Origin of the sequence: Pseudomonas fluorescens (genome assembly GCF_041354075.1) — a bacterium.
GTDB lineage: Bacteria > Pseudomonadota > Gammaproteobacteria > Pseudomonadales > Pseudomonadaceae > Aquipseudomonas > Aquipseudomonas fluorescens_CE.
This window is the reverse complement of the sequence record NZ_JARZGC010000018.1, coordinates 18,631-34,042: the sequence shown is the minus strand read 5'-3', so window position 1 is coordinate 34,042 and position 15,412 is coordinate 18,631. Positions and strand designations below refer to the sequence as shown.

Annotated in this window: 17 protein-coding genes; 6 read left to right on the top strand and 11 right to left on the bottom strand. The window is 63.9% G+C overall.

Annotated elements, in window-relative coordinates; translation table 11 throughout:
* The first annotated feature begins 50 nt into the window (after window positions 1-50).
* Complete coding sequence (locus QIW53_RS20350) at window positions 51-863, top strand: alpha/beta fold hydrolase (RefSeq protein WP_371051426.1); 813 nt, start codon at window positions 51-53, stop codon at window positions 861-863.
* Between the two features lie 97 nt (window positions 864-960).
* Here QIW53_RS20350 and dsbG read toward each other — a convergent pair whose 3' ends face one another.
* From dsbG to dsbD, 3 genes are read right to left on the bottom strand one after another with little or no spacing between them, the layout of a single operon-like run.
* Entirely contained in the window at window positions 961-1,731 is a 771-nt protein-coding gene (dsbG, locus tag QIW53_RS20345) for a thiol:disulfide interchange protein DsbG (protein WP_371051425.1), read from the bottom strand.
* Entirely contained in the window at window positions 1,707-2,573 is an 867-nt protein-coding gene (locus QIW53_RS20340) for a prolipoprotein diacylglyceryl transferase family protein (RefSeq protein WP_371051424.1), read from the bottom strand. Before QIW53_RS20340 ends, dsbG begins: the two co-directional genes overlap by 25 nt.
* Window positions 2,573-4,309, bottom strand: a complete 1,737-nt coding sequence (gene dsbD / locus QIW53_RS20335) for a protein-disulfide reductase DsbD (RefSeq protein WP_371051423.1) — start codon at window positions 4,307-4,309, stop codon at window positions 2,573-2,575. The genes QIW53_RS20340 and dsbD overlap by 1 nt, the downstream gene beginning before the upstream one ends.
* A gap of 213 nt (window positions 4,310-4,522) precedes the next feature.
* On the opposite strand from dsbD, the gene QIW53_RS20330 reads away from it, so the two are divergent.
* The 5 genes from QIW53_RS20330 to QIW53_RS20310 all read left to right on the top strand — a co-directional run bounded on the left by QIW53_RS20330 (window position 4,523) and on the right by QIW53_RS20310 (window position 8,938).
* Window positions 4,523-5,203, top strand: a complete 681-nt coding sequence (locus QIW53_RS20330) for a response regulator (protein ID WP_192306311.1) — start codon at window positions 4,523-4,525, stop codon at window positions 5,201-5,203.
* A complete protein-coding gene (locus QIW53_RS20325) occupies window positions 5,200-6,522 on the top strand; it encodes an ATP-binding protein (protein ID WP_371051422.1) in 1,323 nt (440 codons plus the stop codon). The genes QIW53_RS20330 and QIW53_RS20325 overlap by 4 nt, the downstream gene beginning before the upstream one ends.
* Before the next feature lie 133 nt (window positions 6,523-6,655).
* Entirely contained in the window at window positions 6,656-7,177 is a 522-nt protein-coding gene (locus tag QIW53_RS20320; protein WP_371051421.1) for a GNAT family N-acetyltransferase, read from the top strand.
* A 39-nt stretch (window positions 7,178-7,216) separates the two neighbouring features.
* Window positions 7,217-8,629 (top strand): aspartate aminotransferase family protein, encoded by a 1,413-nt coding sequence (locus tag QIW53_RS20315; protein ID WP_371051420.1) that lies wholly within the window; start codon window positions 7,217-7,219, stop codon window positions 8,627-8,629.
* Window positions 8,630-8,710: 81 nt separating this feature from the next.
* A complete protein-coding gene (locus QIW53_RS20310; RefSeq protein WP_371051419.1) occupies window positions 8,711-8,938 on the top strand; it encodes an MbtH family protein in 228 nt (75 codons plus the stop codon).
* Between the two features lie 174 nt (window positions 8,939-9,112).
* Here the strand turns inward: QIW53_RS20310 and QIW53_RS20305 are convergent, their stop codons facing one another.
* Genes QIW53_RS20305 through QIW53_RS20270 form a run of 8 tightly spaced genes read right to left on the bottom strand, consistent with a single transcriptional unit; the run spans window position 9,113 to window position 15,349 of the window.
* Window positions 9,113-10,015 carry a metal ABC transporter substrate-binding protein gene (locus QIW53_RS20305; RefSeq protein WP_371051418.1) on the bottom strand — a complete coding sequence of 301 codons (903 nt, stop codon included), beginning with the start codon at window positions 10,013-10,015 and terminating at the stop codon, window positions 9,113-9,115.
* Window positions 10,016-10,915 carry a metal ABC transporter permease gene (locus QIW53_RS20300; protein WP_371051417.1) on the bottom strand — a complete coding sequence of 300 codons (900 nt, stop codon included), beginning with the start codon at window positions 10,913-10,915 and terminating at the stop codon, window positions 10,016-10,018.
* On the bottom strand, window positions 10,915-11,757 hold the full coding sequence (locus tag QIW53_RS20295; protein WP_371051416.1) for a metal ABC transporter ATP-binding protein: 843 nt from the start codon (window positions 11,755-11,757) through the stop codon (window positions 10,915-10,917). The genes QIW53_RS20300 and QIW53_RS20295 overlap by 1 nt, the downstream gene beginning before the upstream one ends.
* Window positions 11,754-12,680: a metal ABC transporter substrate-binding protein gene (locus tag QIW53_RS20290; RefSeq protein WP_371051415.1), complete on the bottom strand. Its 927-nt coding sequence runs from the start codon at window positions 12,678-12,680 to the stop codon at window positions 11,754-11,756. Before QIW53_RS20290 ends, QIW53_RS20295 begins: the two co-directional genes overlap by 4 nt.
* A 35-nt stretch (window positions 12,681-12,715) precedes the next feature.
* Window positions 12,716-13,288, bottom strand: coding sequence for a DUF6162 family protein (locus QIW53_RS20285; RefSeq protein ID WP_371051414.1), 573 nt, complete (start codon window positions 13,286-13,288; stop codon window positions 12,716-12,718).
* Window positions 13,285-13,614, bottom strand: coding sequence for a hypothetical protein (locus QIW53_RS20280; protein WP_371051413.1), 330 nt, complete (start codon window positions 13,612-13,614; stop codon window positions 13,285-13,287). The genes QIW53_RS20285 and QIW53_RS20280 overlap by 4 nt, the downstream gene beginning before the upstream one ends.
* The gene (locus QIW53_RS20275; protein ID WP_371051412.1) at window positions 13,611-14,150 is read right to left on the bottom strand and encodes a thiamine pyrophosphate-binding protein; all 540 of its coding nucleotides are present in this window, start codon (window positions 14,148-14,150) and stop codon (window positions 13,611-13,613) included. Before QIW53_RS20275 ends, QIW53_RS20280 begins: the two co-directional genes overlap by 4 nt.
* Window positions 14,147-15,349, bottom strand: a complete 1,203-nt coding sequence (locus tag QIW53_RS20270) for a PepSY-associated TM helix domain-containing protein (RefSeq protein ID WP_371051411.1) — start codon at window positions 15,347-15,349, stop codon at window positions 14,147-14,149. Before QIW53_RS20270 ends, QIW53_RS20275 begins: the two co-directional genes overlap by 4 nt.
* Window positions 15,350-15,412: the final 63 nt, after the last annotated feature.

The window sequence follows — 15,412 nt, the reverse complement described above, 5'->3', positions numbered from 1 at the left end:
AGGGCGGCGGCTCAGTCTGCTTCCTCCCTTTCTGGCAGAGGAACCAGTCAATGCCCTTCGTAACGATTGACGGACAACCCCTTCACTACATCGACCAAGGCGCCGGCCCGGCCGTTCTGCTGGCCGGCAGCTACCTGTGGGATCACGCCATGTGGGCGCCGCAGATTGCAGCGCTGTCTGCGCGCTACCGGGTCATTGCCCTGGACCTGTGGGGCCACGGTGAATCCGGACCTCTGCCTGACGGCACGACGACGCTGGATGACATCGCCCGTCAGGGCCTGATGCTGCTCGATTACCTGGCCATCGACCGCTTCACGCTGGTGGGCCTTTCAGTGGGAGGCATGTGGGGCGCTCGCCTGGTGTTGTCGGCGCCGCAGCGGCTCAACGGCCTGGTGTTGATGGACACCTACCTCGGCGCCGAACCCGAACCGACCCGCCAGTATTATTTCTCGCTGCTCCAGCAGATCGAAGACGGCGGCCAGATCACGCCGCAGTTGCTGGACATCATCGTGCCGATCTTCTTCCGCCCGGGCATCGACCGGCAATCGGCGCTGTACCGGGATTTCTACGCGAAACTGGCGGCGTTGCCCGCCGAGCGCCTGCGTGAAAGCATCGTGCCGATGGGGCGTATCACCTTTGGCCGCGAAGACCTGCTGTCGCGCCTGGGCGAGCTGAATGCAAACGGCACCTTGGTGATGGGTGGCGATCAGGACCAGCCGCGCCCACCCGCCGAGGCGCGGGAGATGGCGCAGTTGATTGGCTGCCCGTACGCCGAGGTGCCGGACGCGGGGCACATTTCCAACCTGGAAAATGCCCCGTTCGTGACCGAGGCGTTGTTGATGTTCCTGAGTGAAAGTGACTAGCCAGCCTTGAGAAAGCCATCGCGAGCAGGCTCGCTCCCACAGTGGATACAGTTTCCTGTGGGAGCGAGCCTGCTCGCGATGGCGTCGGTGAGCCGAATTATTTCGGCCCGAGGATCTTGCCCAGCTTCTCCGGCGATGGCGCGCCTTGTTGCTGTTGCAGTTCGCCCTTGTCATCCATATAGAAAATCGCCGGGGTCGCCTGCAATTCGAGGTCTTCCATCAACTGCATGTTCGCCGCCAGTTTCGCCTGGATGGCGGGCGGTACCTCTTTCAGGGCCTTGAGTGCGCTGGCCTTGCCCGCCGATTCATGGTCCTGCAGGGCTTTCTGCGGGTCCTTTGCGGCCAGTAGCGCTGCGGATTTGCCCGGGCTGTCTTCGCGGATGATGCCGACCATGATGTGCCGCAGTTGCACCTTGCCGGCCTTGACCCACGGTCGTGCCTGTTCCCAGAACATGTTGCAGTAAGGGCAGTTCGGGTCGCTGAACAGGTACACCGTGCGCGGCGCATCCTTGTTGCCATCCTGAATCCAGTGGCTGGCTTCGAACTTGGCCCAGACCTCCTTGGACATCGGCCCGTAGACCAGCTTCTGCAAGGGTGCGCTGCTCAGGTCGTTGCCGTCGGCGTCATACAGGTTGCCCAGCAGCACATGTTTGCCATCGGGCGTCAGGTACAGCGCGATGCCACGGTTCTGGTACTGCGCGGCGTAACCGCGCAAACCGTCGGGCGCGTCGAACTGGCCGACGATCTTTGCGCCCTTGGCTTCGATCTTCTTGATCGCCTCGGGCAATTCTTCGGCAGCCTGCGCCACCGGCAGGTGCAGCAGGGCAGCGCCGAGGGTCAGTGTCAGCAGGTGGCGGAGGCGAGGCATGGCAGTTTCCTTGACGAGGTGGACGGTGTGGCCGGATTCGGCGTCTCGAAGTATTCCAGGGCGCGGGCCAGGCTGGCTTCAGACAATTCACCCAGATGGCTGCCCAGCAGGCGACCGTCGGGGCTGTAGAACAGCGTAGTCGGCAGCGCCATGGAGCCGACGGCCTGGCCCAGGCGACCGCTGCCATCGAACAGCACGTTGGACAGGCTCAGGCCCTGGGTTTCCAGGAAGGTGCTGACGCTTTGCATGCTTTCAGCCTGGTTGACGAACAGGAAGGTCAGGTCCGGGCGGTGTTGCTGGGCGTTTTCCAGCACCGGCATTTCCCGGCGACACGGCGGACACCAGGTGGCCCAGAGGTTGATCACCAGTGGCCCGCCCTGATAATCGGTCAGTTGCACGGTTTCACCGGCGGCATTGCGCAGGGCGATGTCCGGCAGGCGCGTACCCTGTTCGTAGATGCCCAATGAGAAGGTCGCCAGCAACCAGAAGGCCAGACCGCTGGCCACGCCAAAACCCAGCGGGCGACGCAAGCCCGGACGACGCCAGCCGCGATAGAGCGCCGCGAGCAGCATCACGATCACCCCGGGCAGGGCGAGAAAGCCGCCGTCGCGCAGGTCGATCATCTGCCAGGGATCGTTGCGATAGTGCACCCAGTACAGCGCCACGAAACTGATCCGGGCGGCAAGCATGCCCAGCAGAAACAGGCTGAACAGCACTGACTCAGGGTTTTCGCCACCGCGCTTGGCCGTACGCCAGCCGACAAACGTCGCCAGCGCCAGGGCACTGATCAGCAGCAGGTGGTTGAGCGCGATGGCAAACGTACCGAGGGTCAAGGTCAGCATTAACGAGCGTCCCGGGTGCTGATCCAGCGTTGCAGGAAGGTGTCGGCATCGACCTCGCCAGTGATGCGCTGGCTGCGGCGTTCTGCGCCGTCGGCACCGATCCACAGGAAACTCGGAGGGCCCGGCACCTTGTAACGGCCGAGCAGTTCGCGGCTGGCGGCATTGTCGGCAGTCACGTCCAGGCGCAGCAAACGCACCTCGCTCAGGGCATCCAGCACCCGGGGTTGGCCGAACACCTGCTTTTCCATGACCTTGCACGACACGCACCAGTCGGCGTAGTAATCCAGCAGCACCCACTGGCCCTGGGCCTGCGCCGCATCGAGTTCGCGTTGCAGCGCGGCCGGGTCGTCGAGGGTGGTGAAGGCCTCGTGGCCGACCGGGCGGGCGGCGGTGCCGCTGTTCGAGGCGCTGTAGACCTGCAAGGGTTTGAGCAGGTCATCGCTGCCGCCTGCCGCGCCGATGATCAGCAGGCTGCCCCACAAACCGAACAGCAGCGAACTGGCGCCGAACAGCTGCGCCACGCGGCCGAAACCTTGGGATTGTTTCCAGGCGCTGTAGGCGGCGATCAGCAGCAGTGCGCCGCACAGTCCGATCCACAGCGAAGGATTCAACACCGGGCGGAGCATCAGCAGTGCGGTGGCCAGGAACAGGAAACCGAACACGCCCTTGACCAGGTTCATCCAGGCGCCAGGCTTGGGCATAAAGCGGTTGCCCACCGTCACCACCAGCAACAACGGCACGCCGATGCCAATCCCCAGGGCGAACAGGATCAACCCGCCGTGCAGCGCATTGCCGCCTTGCGCGATGTAGAGCAGGGCACCGGCCAGCGGCGCGGTCATGCACGGGCCGACCAGCAGGCCGGACAACGCGCCCAGCACGCCGGCGCCCAGCAGGCTGCCACCGCGCTGGTTACGTGAAACATTCTCCAGACGATCACGCACGGCCACCGGGAGTTGCAGCTCGAAGAAGCCGAACATCGGCAACGCCAGCAGCACGAACACGGCAGCGAAACTGCCGAGCAGCCAGGGGTTTTGCAGCAACGCCTGCAAGTTCGCGCCCAACAGCGCCGCCAGGACCCCCATCGCCGCGTACACCAGCGCCATACTCACCACGTAGCTGGTCGCCAGGGCAAAGCCGCGTTTGGGCGTCGCGCCGCTGCCCACGATCAAACCCGCCAGAATCGGCAACATGGGCAACGAACACGGAGTGAACGCCAGCAACAGCCCCAGGCCGAAGAACACCAGCAGGCTCCAGCCCAGCGCCCGTTGTTGCAGGCTGCTGGCCAGGGCCTGATCCGGGGCCTGTTCACCGGTGGACGCGCTCGCGACGCCACCCAGGTCGATCACCCGGGTTTGCGGCGGGTAACACAGGCCGGCATCGGCGCAGCCCTGGTAGGTGACCTTGATCGGACCGCTGGCCGCTGCGGGAATCTTCACCTCCAGCCCCTGGCGATACACCGGTTGCTCGCCGAAGAATTCGTCGCTGTGGGATTCGCCTTCAGGCAGGGTCGGCATGTTTTGCGCGGCCAGCCCGTCGAATTTCAGGCGTTTCTGATACAGGTAGTAACCCTCGGCGATTTGCCAGAACAGCTGGGTTTCGCCGGATTCCAGGCGCTCGGACGTCAGGACGAAGGCCTTGTCGACAGGCAGGAAGTCTGGCTTTGACGCGAAGGGATCGGTCCCGGCCTGGGCCATCCCCGAAATCAGCAGAACAAACAGTAGAAAGAAGTGACGCATGAAAAAGCCTTGTTCCTGTGCAAGTGGGTGCACAGTGGAGGGTAGCGATTAACCGATGATTAACCGTCAATGTCCATGCGTCGAGCCCGGATGTGCTGGATTTTGCCAGCATCAGGGTAAAACACCTCGGTGCTTCTCGTCAGCCCGGTCGCTTGCCATAATTGCGGCTTAATCCGCAGCTGTTTGACTCGGGTTTTCATCACGGGAGGTTCCATGCACGTACTGGTTTGCGAAGACGATGAGCTGATCGCCAGCGGCATCGTGGCCGGGCTGACCGCGCAGGGCCTGACCGTGGAGCATGTCAACACCGCTTCCAAGGCGCGCGCGATGCTCAAGGTCGCGGAGTTCGACGTGATGGTGCTCGACCTCGGCCTGCCCGATGAAGACGGTTTGAAGCTGTTGCAGCAACTGCGCCACAGCGGCCTGGAGATCCCGGTGCTGATCCTCACCGCGCGGGATTCGGTGACCGACCGGGTCGATGGCCTGCAGGCCGGTGCCGACGATTACCTGCTCAAGCCGTTCGATCTGCGCGAGCTCGCCGCCCGTCTGCACACCCTGTTGCGGCGGGTGGCGGGGCGCAGCGTCAATCTGATCGAACACGGCCGGCTGACGTACGACCCGAGCAGCCGTGAAACCCTGCTCGGCGGCCAACCGGTGGACCTGTCCCGGCGCGAACAGTCGCTGTTGCAGGCGTTGCTGCACAACCGTGGCCGGGTGCTGTCGACCGAGCAGTTGAAAGACAGCGTCTATGGCTTCAATGACGAGCTGGAAAGCAACGCCCTCAACGTGCATATCCATCACCTGCGGCGCAAACTCGGCAATGGCATCGTCGAGACGGTGCGCGGCCTGGGTTATCGCCTGGGGCCGGCCGATGGCGGAGAAGAATCGAAGTGATGAGCCTGCGTGTGCGTCTGAGCCTGACCCTGGGCGCTGCCTTTGCCCTGATCTGGGCCCTGGCGGCGGCCTGGATGCTCAGCGACCTGCGCAACCAGATGATGTTTTCCCTCGACCAGCGCCTGGTGGCGTCGGCGCGCATGGTGGCCGGCCTGATGGAACAATTGCCGGCGCTGCCGAAGGGCGAGGGCGCCCATTTCAGCGCCGAACAACTGAACATTCCCGGCGGCATGGCCTGCCAGGTCAGCTCGTTGCGCGGTGAAATCCTTGCCCGCAGCCACACCGACCCGCAACAGACCCTGGAAGCCGAGAAAATGGGTTTCCACGATCAGATCATCGACGGCGCGCCGTGGCGCAGCTTCACCCTGGCCCGGGGCGATCTGCGCATCACCACCGCTGATCGGCAGATCGAGCGCGAAGCCCTGAACATGTCGATCCTGCTGGCCGCCTCGGTGCCGGTCGGCGTGGCGTTGCTCGGGTGCCTGTGCCTGCTGTGGCTGGGGATCGGCCAGGGGCTGGCGCCGCTCAACCGCATGCGCGATGCCTTGATGCGGCGCAGCGCCGACTCCCTGGAACCCTTGCAGATCCAGCCGTTGCCCAGTGAACTGAAGCCGCTACTGGACACCCAGAACCAACTGTTGCAACGCATCGGCAAGACCATCGAGCGCGAACGCCGACTGACCGGGGATGCGGCGCACGAGTTGCGCAGCCCGCTGACGGCGATCAAGACCCACCTGCAAGTGGCGCGCATGACCGATGGCGCGGCCCGCGACCAGTCCCTGGCCCGCGCCGAGGAAGGGGCCGACCGCATGCACCGCACCCTCGAGCAATTGCTGTTGCTGGCGCGGGTGGAAGGCAGCCTGTCGTTCGACGACGGCGTGCAGTGCAGCGCCGAACAGGTGGCGAAACTGGCGATTCAGGACGCCGCCAGCGGTGAGCGCCAGCGCATCGCCTTCCAGCCCTCGGCGAGCCTGTCCCACGCGCCGGTGCAGATGCCTGCCGTGCTGTCGATTGCCGCCTTGCGCAACCTGCTGGACAACGCCCTGCGCCATACGCCGAACGACGGCCCGGTCGAGCTGAGCCTGGAAACCCGTGACAACCGTGTGCGGTTCGTGGTGCGCGACCATGGCCCGGGCATCGCTGCGGACGACCTGCAACACCTGACCCAGCGCTTCTGGCGCAACGGCCAGAGCACCGGCTGTGGCCTGGGCCTGGCGATTGTCCAGGCAATCGTTCAACGCTGCGGCTGCACGCTGCATTTCGACAGCCGGCCCGACGGCTTGCGGGTCGAGTTGACGATGCCGTTGCAGCCCATCTGAAATCCGCACAAGCCCGCTCCCACACTGATTGTATGTTGCACATCAAATGTAACGTCTCTCCATTGGCCTTGCCCTCGCCACCGGCGCTATTGTCGCGACCTGCTTTTTCTCAATGGATTGAGGTAATGGCACCATGGAAGCACCCGTGCACATCCGCAAGGCAACCGCCGCCGACGCCGGCATCATCAGCCGCATCATCGAACATTCGATCCGCATTGGCTGCGCGCTTGACCATCGTAACGACCCACAGACCGTCGCCACCTGGACCCGCAACAAATCCATCACGCACATCCAGCCGTGGCTGGCCGACCCCCGGTTGTACCTGAATCTCGCCCTGTTAAAGGACAAACCAGTTGGCGCGGCGATGGCCACCCTCGATGGCCGGCTGGCGCTCCTTTACGTGCTGCCAGAATGGTTTCGCCGTGGCGCCGGGCGGGCGCTGGTGCACGATGTGGAAGGCTGGCTGATCGAGCAGGGCTTGATGGAAGTTCGCCTCAACAGTACCCGCACGGGCGAAACATTTTACCGTCACCTCGGCTATCGACCCTGCGCTGAAGCCTTCACCGCCGCCGGGCTCCACGCCATACCCATGCACAAGGCACTCACGCCTCTGTCAGAGAAAGCCGATCAAGGGTCTAAATCCTCGACGGGTTGATGCGTTTCCAGAACAGGAAAACCTATTGAGGGTCGAGAGATGTCAGTCGCTACCAGCCTTATGGAAGATCAGTCGGCCCGGACCGCTCCGGCGCCTGCCGAGACGCTTTATCAGTTCAACGAATCACCGCTGCTGGCACGCCAGAGCCAGCAGGAATCGAACGCCCGCAGCTACCCGCGACGCATTCCCCTGGCGCTCAAGCGCGCCAAGGGTATTCATGTCGAGGACGTCGAAGGCCGCCGTTTCATCGATTGCCTGGCGGGCGCGGGGACGTTGGCCCTGGGCCACAACCACCCGGTGGTGATCGAGGCGATCCAGCAAGTGCTGGCCGATGAGCTGCCCTTGCACACCCTCGACCTGACCACGCCGGTCAAGGACCAGTTCGTCCAGGACCTGTTCGGTTTGCTGCCACCGGCACTGGCTGCGCAGGCAAAAATTCAGTTCTGCGGCCCGACCGGCACCGATGCGGTGGAAGCGGCATTGAAACTGGTGCGCACCGCCACCGGACGCAGCACCGTGCTGTCATTCCAGGGCGGTTATCACGGCATGAGCCAGGGCGCGCTGAGCCTGATGGGCAGTCTGGGGCCGAAAAAACCCTTGGCGGCCCTGCTCGGCAGTGGCGTGCAGTTCATGCCTTATCCCTATGATTACCGTTGCCCGTTCGGCCTTGGTGGCGCGCAAGGCGTACAGGCCAATCTCAATTACCTGGAAAACCTGCTGAACGACCCCGAGGCCGGCGTACAACTGCCGGCCGCCGTGATCGTCGAAGTGGTGCAGGGCGAAGGCGGGGTCATTCCGGCGGACCTCGACTGGTTGCGCGGCTTGCGCCGCATCACCGAAAAAGCCGGCGTGGCGTTGATCGTCGATGAAATCCAGAGCGGTTTCGCCCGCACCGGCAAGATGTTTGCCTTCGAGCACGCCGGCATCACTCCGGACGTGGTGGTGATGTCCAAGGCCATCGGCGGCAGCCTGCCCCTGGCGGTGGTGGTTTACCGCGACTGGCTCGATACCTGGTTGCCGGGCGCCCATGCCGGCACCTTCCGTGGCAACCAGATGGCGATGGCCGCCGGTTCCGCCGTGATGCGTTATCTGGTCGAGCACAAGGTGTGCGAGCACGCAGCGGCCATGGGTGAACGCCTGAGCGAACACCTGCGCATCCTGCAACGCGACTTCCCGCAACTGGGCGATATTCGCGGTCGCGGCCTGATGCTTGGCGTGGAACTGGTCGACCCGGCGGGCACGCCGGATGCGCTGGGTCACCCACCGGTGTTCGGGCGCCTGGCGCCGCTGGTGCAGCGTGAGTGCCTCAAGCGCGGGCTGATTCTTGAGCTGGGCGGGCGCCATGGTGGCGTGGTGCGTTTCCTGCCGCCATTGATCATCACCGCAGCGGAGGTCGATCAGGTGGCGGAGATTTTCGGCCGGGCGATGGCCGCCGCCACTGCCAGCCTCTAAATTTTCCGGGCCCCGGAACGTTCCTTCTACATGACGGCTGCGCACACGGCGCAGCCCACCCAACAGCGATGGAGAGACACCATGACTTCAGTATTCGACCGCGAGGACATCCTCTTCCAGGTGGTGGTCAACCACGAAGAGCAGTACTCGATCTGGCCCGACTACAAAGCCGTGCCCGAAGGCTGGCGCACCGTGGGCAAGAGCGGCCTGAAAAAGGAATGCCTGTCCTACATCGAGGAAACCTGGACAGACATGCGCCCGTTGAGCCTGCGCAAGAAGATGGAAGAGCAGGCGGCAATCGCTCACTGACATCGAGGCACAAAAAAGCCCGCTGGACCGACAAGGCCAGCGGGCTTTTTGTTATTGCCAACACCATGCCTGTAGGAGCGAGCTTGCTCGCGAAGGACGTACAGCCACTGCGGAAATTCAGGCCGCCGGCGTCGTCCATTCGCGAGTAAGCTCGCTCCTGCGAGGATCGGGACCTCAAGCCCCACTCAACCCCTTGATCACCAGATCCACATTCCCCTCCAGCTCAGCCACCGGGTCGGCTGCGTCGATACTCAACACCACCAATCGGCTACCCGACTCGGCAATGGCCGCCTTCACCGCGTCGGACGGCTGGCGGTGGTGCATGACCACGGCCACGTCATTGTCCTTGAGCGTCGCCGTCAATTGCTTCAGCGCCTCGGGCGTCCATTCGGTGTCCGGGCGCGCATCGACGCCGATCAGCTCCAGGTTGAGGCTGCCGATCAGGTAGCCAAAATGCTCGCTGAGGCTCATGACGCTCAGGTTGTCGGCGCTGGCCAGCCGCGCTTCGCTGTCGGCGCTGAACTTGAGCAAACGCTGCTTGAGCGCCGCCAGGTTGGCTTCGATGGTCGGCTTGGCGGTGGGCGCCAGGCGCACCAGGTCTGCTGCCATCACGTCCGCCATGCGTCCCATGTTGTTGCTGGACAACCACGGCTGGCTGTTCAGGCCGTCAACCTTGTTGTCCGGCTGCACGGCGATGCCGGGCAGGGCGCCATCCACCGGACGCGCGGCATCGATTTCGACGATGCGGATGTTGCTGCGACGTGAAATCGGGTACAGCGAGTCATCGGCCCACAACGAGCGTACGCCGATCACCGCATCGGCGTCGGTCGCCAGTTTGGCCAGCGCCGGTGCGCCACGGCCCGTGAAGTAGGAACTCTGGCGGCTGCCGGGCAGGTTCGCCGGGGCGGCGCGCTCAAGGTTGACCTGGGTGCCCTTGAGCAAGACCTCGCCCAGGCCGTAGGTGATCGGCAGGGACGCCAGCACGTGCAGCGGTTTGGCGCTGTCTGCCGCAAAGGTGGTGTTGGCCAGCCCGCACAGGGCGACGGCCAGTGTCAGTTGACGCAGAGAAAATGACATTTATCCAAGATTCCCTTTCAGGCTGGGGACGACGCCGCGCGCGATGGCGGCCAGGGCGAAGGCGATACCGGCCATCAAGATGATTGCGGCACCGGACGGGATCGGCAGGTCGAAGACGATCGGCGCAAGAATCCCGCACAGGGTGCTGACCGTGGCAATCAGCACCGAACACCAGAAAAAGCCCTTCAGCGACTGGCTGAGCAGGCGCGCCGCAGCGGCCGGGATCACCAGCAGCGCACCGACCAGGATCGCGCCGATGACTTTCACCGCCGCAACGGTGATCAGCGTCACCAGAATCACGAACAGGTAATCCAGGGACTTGACCGCCACACCGCGTACAGCGGCCAGTTGCGGGTTGAAACTGGCGAGCATGATGCGGTTGTACAGCGGCAAGGCCAGGGCCATGACCAGTGAGCCGACGATGGCCAGCACCAGCAGGTCATTGCCGTTGACCGTCAGTACCGAGCCGAACAACACGTTTTCCAGGATGTGCACGTTGATCTTGCCGGCCAGTACCAGCAACAGGCTCGCCCCCAGTGCCAGCGACACGGAGAGGAACACCCCGATCAGCGTATCCGGCGCCAGGCCTGTGCGGTTGCGCAGGTAGTTGAGCAGGATGCCGAACAACAGGCAGTAGCCGAACAGGCTGCCGTATGGCCCGGTGTAGGGTTCGCCGAGCAGAATGCCGATGGCTACGCCGGTCAAGGCCGCGTGCCCCACGGCTTCCGAGAAGAACGCGAAGCGCTTGACCACCACCAGCGTGCCGAGGCCGCCCAGCACCGGGCCGATCAGCAAACCGGCGAGCAGGGCGTTGACCACGAATCCATAGGCCAGCGCTTCCGGCAGGTAACCCGATGACGCCCAGCCCTGGACCATCAAGCGAAAGGCTTCATAACTCATCAGGCAGCGCTCCGTGGGTGAGTGGAGAACAGGGTCATCAAGGTGTCCGGGGTCAACGCCTGTTCAGGCGTGGCATCGAACAGCACCCGGCGATTGAGGCCGGTGACACGATCGGCCAGGCGCTTGACCGCTTCCAGGTCATGTTCGATCCATAGAACGGTGATGCCGCTCTGGCGCCAGTCGCCCAGCAACCGTTCGAACACCTGAATGCCTGCCTCATCGAGGGCTGACATCGGTTCGTCCAATACCAGCAACTGCGGGGCCGGAATCAGCCCCTGTGCCAGCAATACCCGCTGACGCTCGCCACCGGACAGCGCGCCCATGCGCCGCTTGCGCTTTTCCTGCATGCCGACCCGCTCCAGGGCGTCGCCGATGGCGGCCGCGTAGTGCTTGCTCAGCCCGAGGAAGGCCGGGCGCCGCTGACACATCGCAGCCATGAAATCGTCGACCGTCATCGGCAAGCCGCGATCGAATTCCAGCGCTTGCGGTACATAGCCAATGGTGCCGGGCTCGCCGGGCCATTGCAGGCTCAGGCGTCCCTGATGCGGCATCTGTCCAAGCAGGGTCTTGATCAGCGAACTCTTGCCGCCGCCGTTGGGGCCGACCAGCGCATGCACGCTGCCGGGCTGTACCTGGAAGGTCACCTTGTCGAGGATGGTCGTGCGGCCCAGCGTGAGGCTGACTTCGGCAAAATCGAGGGTCGGCCCGGCACTTTGTGGGAGCGGGTCTGCTCGCGAAACCGATGGATCAGTCAACGTTGAAGTCGACTGATAGTCCGCTTTCGCGAGCAAGCCCGCTCCCACAGGGGCTTCGGAGTTGATGAGGGTTTCTTTGGCCGTCATGCCCCTGACTCCTGAATCGCCCGAACCACGGTGTTGAGGTTGCCGGTCATTTCCTTTTCATACTTGTCGGCGCTGTATTCGCCGTAGGAAATGTGCGATAGCGGGTAGAGCTTCACCCCGGATTCACGCTGGATGGTGTCGACGTAGGTGGACGGGAAATCCATCTCCGAGAAGATCACCTTCACGTCCAGTTCACGCAACTGATCGATGGTTTTCTTCAACTGGCTGGGGCTTGGCTCGATGCCGTGAGCCGGCTCGACCACAGCGGTGACTTCCAGGCCGAATTCGCGCAGCAGGTAGTCGTAAGCGGCATGCACGGTGGCCACCCGCAGTTCGGCGTTTGGCGCCTGGGTCAGTTTCGCCAGGGCGTCGGCGCGCATCTGCCGCAGGCGTTTGCCGTAGGCGCGGGCGTTCTGCGTGTAAGTCTTGGCATTGGCCGGGTCGAGCTTGCCCAGTTCGCGGGCGATGTTGTTGACCTGGGCAATCGAGGCGCTGATCGACAGGAACGTGTGCGGGTTCACCACCTTGCCGGCGCCACGGGCGGCGACCCCGGTAGCGGCCAGCAGCGGCACGTTCTCGTTGGCTTCGATCACGGCGACGTTCGGCGTTTCACTGGCGGCGATCATGCGGTCGGCGAAGTCGTCATGGCCTACGCCGTTGAGCACGATCACATCCAGCCCGCTGATGCGCTTGATGTCCTCGGCGCGGGGTTCGTAGGCGTGCGGGTTGAAACCGGCCGGAATCAGCGGCACCACTTCGGCCTTGTCGCCGACGATGTTGGCCACGTAGCTGTAATAAGGGTGCAGGGTGATGCCGATGCGCAGGCGCTTGGCTTCGTCGGCGCTGGCCATGGGGGTCAGCAGGCAGGCGAGCAGGCCGACCAGCAGCAGGCGCCAGAAAGAGCGTTGAGATGAATTGGGCATGGGAAAGCGGTCTTCTCTCGAATGAAGGCGAGGGGTCAGTGCCGATGCTGGCGGGTCACGCCGGCGTCGAATTGCGCAACGATCTGCTGCCAGCCGGCGCTTTCCAGCGCGGCGTCAGTCAGGTCGGCGGGCGCCTTGAGGTCGGCGGCACGGTTGAGCCAGATGTCGGGGGCGTTGTCGTCCGCGTTCAGGCGCATCAGGAACGAGCCCGCCACGGCGGGCGCCTGGCTGTGACCGAAATACACCTTGGCGTCGATCAGTTGCCAGGCATGGCCGCCACGGCTGACCGAGCTGGCGTCCTGGGCAAACGGCGCGAAACCTTCTTCGGCGAGGGTTTCAGGCGTCGGCAGGGTTTGCTGTTCCTGGCGCAGCAGGTGGATTTCGTCCAGCGTTACCCGCAGGTCGGCGTAGATGCCTTGCTCGGAGGCGCTGAGGTCGCGACGGGCATCCAGTTGATGGCTGGTGATGGCAGTGGTTTCCTGGGACTCGTGGCGCCAGGCGACCACCGTACCGGCAACCGCCAGGATCAACAGGCACAACAGCAGCACGTAGAGGGTTTCATGGCCGGCCCCGGCCGGGCGAACGACGTGAGTGGTGGGTGTACTCATGGGGCCTGGATGTCCGCTTGGTCGATCTCGACGACGTGGCCGGGGCCGGCATCGAACAGCACGTAGAACTCGGCGCCGGGTTTCTTGAAGGTCAGCTTCGAATCCGCGCCGAGCTTGCCCGGCACCAGGATGGTTTCGTCGTAGCCGATCACATCCAGGGTCACACCCGGTGCACCGCTGCCGTCGGAGAAACCGCCGGTGCATTCGATCTGCTCGGCGTCGATGGCCTTGCACTCGCACATCGGGTTGTGCGCCAGGGCGCTGGCGCTGAAGCCGGCGCACAGCGCCAGCAATACGGCATGGAGCGGGCGAAATGCATTGATCATGGTTTGCCTCCTTGTTTGTTCAGCCACGCAACAGTGGCTGGGGATGCCTGACTCAGGGGAACGGATGCCTGATGCATCGAACCGTCCCAGCCTTCCATCGTGATCCAGAGCTCATCGGTGACCTTGGTCTTTTCAGGGATCGGCAGCATCGCCCCCATGCGGTACGGCGTGCCGAAGAAAATCACCCCGGCAGCGCGCAGGCTGCGTGGCTTGCCGATGCGCAGGTACGTGGCCTTGACCTGGTCGCGGCAGCTGTCGCACAGCGCGGCGTTGAAGCTTTTCATGTAGCCGGCCGGATCGGGGCGTGGGGCTTCATTGCGAAACTCCGCCAGACGCATGCTCCACGGACCGACCTGCACGTCCCCGACTTCACGTTCACCCAGCCCCGTATCACCCCGAAACAACGCGGCGTCGGCGAAGTACTTGGGCATGAAACCCAGCGGCACCAGCAACAGCAAAATATTGATATGGAAACGCCACTTGTGCCAGAAGCGGCTCAGTGCGGAACCCGGTTTTTCAGCGGTGAACAGGCTCATTGGCTGACCTCCGTGGTGTCGCGGTGGGTGACCTGGGCGGTCTCGGCGGTCCGAGGGCGCTTTTTCTCGCGCTTGAGTGCGTTGGCTGTCGCGAGCGCAGTGCGCTTGGTCCAGATCAGCAGGCCACTCAAGACCATCATGCTCAGCAGCAGGCCGAAGAAGAACCAGATCAGCTTGATCCACAGGCCACCGAAGTCACCGGTGTGCAGTGGGCGCATCGATTCGGTCACCAGCTCCAGACCCGAACGGTCCGACAGCAGGCGGCTCACGGCAATCTCGCCCGTGTAGGGGTTCACCTCGGCGGTCTGGTAAATCAACGGGTACCAGCTGCGGCCGCCCACTGAGAGGAAGCTGTAGGCGTTGGCAGGCAGCCTGACGAAGCTGTCGTCGAGACCCGGAATACGCTCCCTGACCTGGTTGATCGCTGCTTCCAGGTTGATCATCGGGGCTGGCGAACCGTCAGCCGTGAGCGGTACGGTCTCGCGAGGCACCACCGGCGCCACGGGGGCGGTGGAAATCGAGATCTGGTTGTCGAACAGGAACGCTTCCGCCAGGAACCAGGTGCTGGTGACGGAAATAGTGGCGATGAACCAGATCGACCAGATGCCGCTGAGGCGGTGGAAGTCACCCCAGAAAATCCGCGCGCCGTGGCGCAGGCGCAGGGTCGGACGCAAAAATCCCTTCCAGAAGCGCTTGTACACCACCAGTCCGGTGACCAGCGACGCCAGCATCGGCAGGCTGAGGAACGACACCAGGTACCAGCCCCAGCTGTAGCCGTTGGTGAAAGGCACCAGCCACCAGCCGTGCAGCGCCCGGGTGAACGCCTGGAAGTTGAATTGCGGAGCAACCCCCTGAATGACCCCGGTATAGGGGTTGACGTAGACGGTCACGGTACGTCCATCGGGGTAGCTGACGCGGGCGTTGAGGGCGAAATGCGATTCGTCCGGCCGGCTGATCGATTCGACCAGGGTGTTGGGCTCGGCTTTCTTCATTTCGGCGATGATCTGGTCGTAGTTCAGCAACGGCGCATCATCGTCAGGCTGGCTGGCGCGCATCTCGGGGTTGGCCAGCCAGACGATTTCCTGGCTGACCACCGCCAGCGTGCCGGTCACGCAGACGATCAGCACAAAAAACCAGATCGGCAGGGCCAGCCAGCTATGGACCAGAAACCAGAGTTTTGAACGGGATTTCTTCGACATGTCGGGGGTCTTGTATGGGATGAGTGGAGCTCTGCTGCGGGCTTCCCAGCGCGAGGTCCATGA